Source organism: Shewanella sp. SR44-4 (genome assembly GCF_014163715.1).
Classification (GTDB): Bacteria; Pseudomonadota; Gammaproteobacteria; order Enterobacterales; family Shewanellaceae; genus Shewanella.
Map to the genome: position 1 here is coordinate 1 of NZ_JACJDU010000114.1, position 1,222 is coordinate 1,222.

The window sequence follows — 1,222 nt, forward strand, 5'->3', positions numbered from 1 at the left end:
CAGGGCCACCGCATGAGTGCTTAACTTTTAACCTAAGCACCAAAACCAGCCTTTAATACCGCCTCAAGCATCGATGTATTCATCATGCATCGCTTTTGTTTTCCAACGATGCTTATCTTCGTCGACTCAGCTCGTAACATATTCAAGCTCATATGACGCAGGCATGACAGATTTTCGGCCCCGTGAGCGTTGTATATTTGACATGCATCTTCGCTCATACTCACATCAAGCACCCAATGCATCGATTCTATACCCCAGTGCTCTCTCACGGCTCTTGCAGCTTGTTCAGCACTTAGCTCCTTAGAGCTGATGTAATAACGGTACTCAAGCTCGATTGGTTTTCCTTTTTCAAGGCGACAACTTTCAACCATAACGATATTTTTTAGCCCCTTCCACTTTGAAAAGTCACCGACTAAGTTTGTACTGTCAATAACATAGCACTGACGACACTCTGTTCGGCCATGACCCTGTTCAATTATGGATTTATCTGTATTGTTGGCTCGCTGGAAAGAGAAAGCTTTTACAATCGCTTCGCGGAGCTTGCCCTGATTACTTTTAACGGCAAGCAGATAGTCACCACCTTGTTCCACAATGGTTTTGGCTATCTTTGTTTGACAAGCCATCGCATCGATAGTCACTAAAGCCCCTTTGATATCTAACATTTTTATCAACTCAGGAATAGCGGTTATCTCATTGCTTTTTTGTTCGGTTTTAAGTTGGCCAAGTACTAATTTGTTTGAGGAAGCATAGGCACTAATCATGTGTATGGTGCTAGCCCTATCTTCACGATTGTATGACCCTCGAAGCGTTTTTCCATCGATAGCAATCACTTGACCTTCAGTAAGGGTATGTATCGATGACATCCAGTTGATAAAACATTGGTGAAACTGTTCGGGTTTAATGGTTGATATAATACGAGCAATTGTGTCATCTGCAGGGATACCATTCACGAATATGTCGTTTTTTTTAAACCACTCATGATGTCCAAGAATATATTCACGAATATCAAACCAACCTTTAGCACCGGCAATCACAGCACACAGCGAACCAAACAGAACCTCAAAAAGGCAATAGGTGACTTTCGCTCCTTGACGTTGGTCTGTTATGGTTTGAAAAGTCTCTTTGAAGTGGTCAATATGCATGGTGAGCTCCCGGAAAAAAGGAGTATAAGATCATAGCTAAATGTTAACGTCAAATAGTGTATTTAATTGACTGAAAAATG

The 1,222-nt window shown here is 41.7% G+C and carries 1 protein-coding gene; it reads right to left on the reverse strand.

Annotation, left to right across the window (positions count from 1 at the left end; translation table 11 throughout):
* Positions 1–32: 32 nt before the first annotated feature.
* The gene (locus H5125_RS21615) at positions 33–1,142 is read right to left on the reverse strand and encodes an ISAs1 family transposase (protein WP_182745487.1); all 1,110 of its coding nucleotides are present in this window, start codon (positions 1,140–1,142) and stop codon (positions 33–35) included.
* Positions 1,143–1,222 lie beyond the last annotated feature (80 nt).

Excerpts from the sequence above, each read along its gene's own strand:
- H5125_RS21615 (WP_182745487.1), bottom strand. The coding sequence starts at position 1,142 with ATGCATATTGACCACTTCAAAGAGACTTTTCAAACCATAACAGACCAA.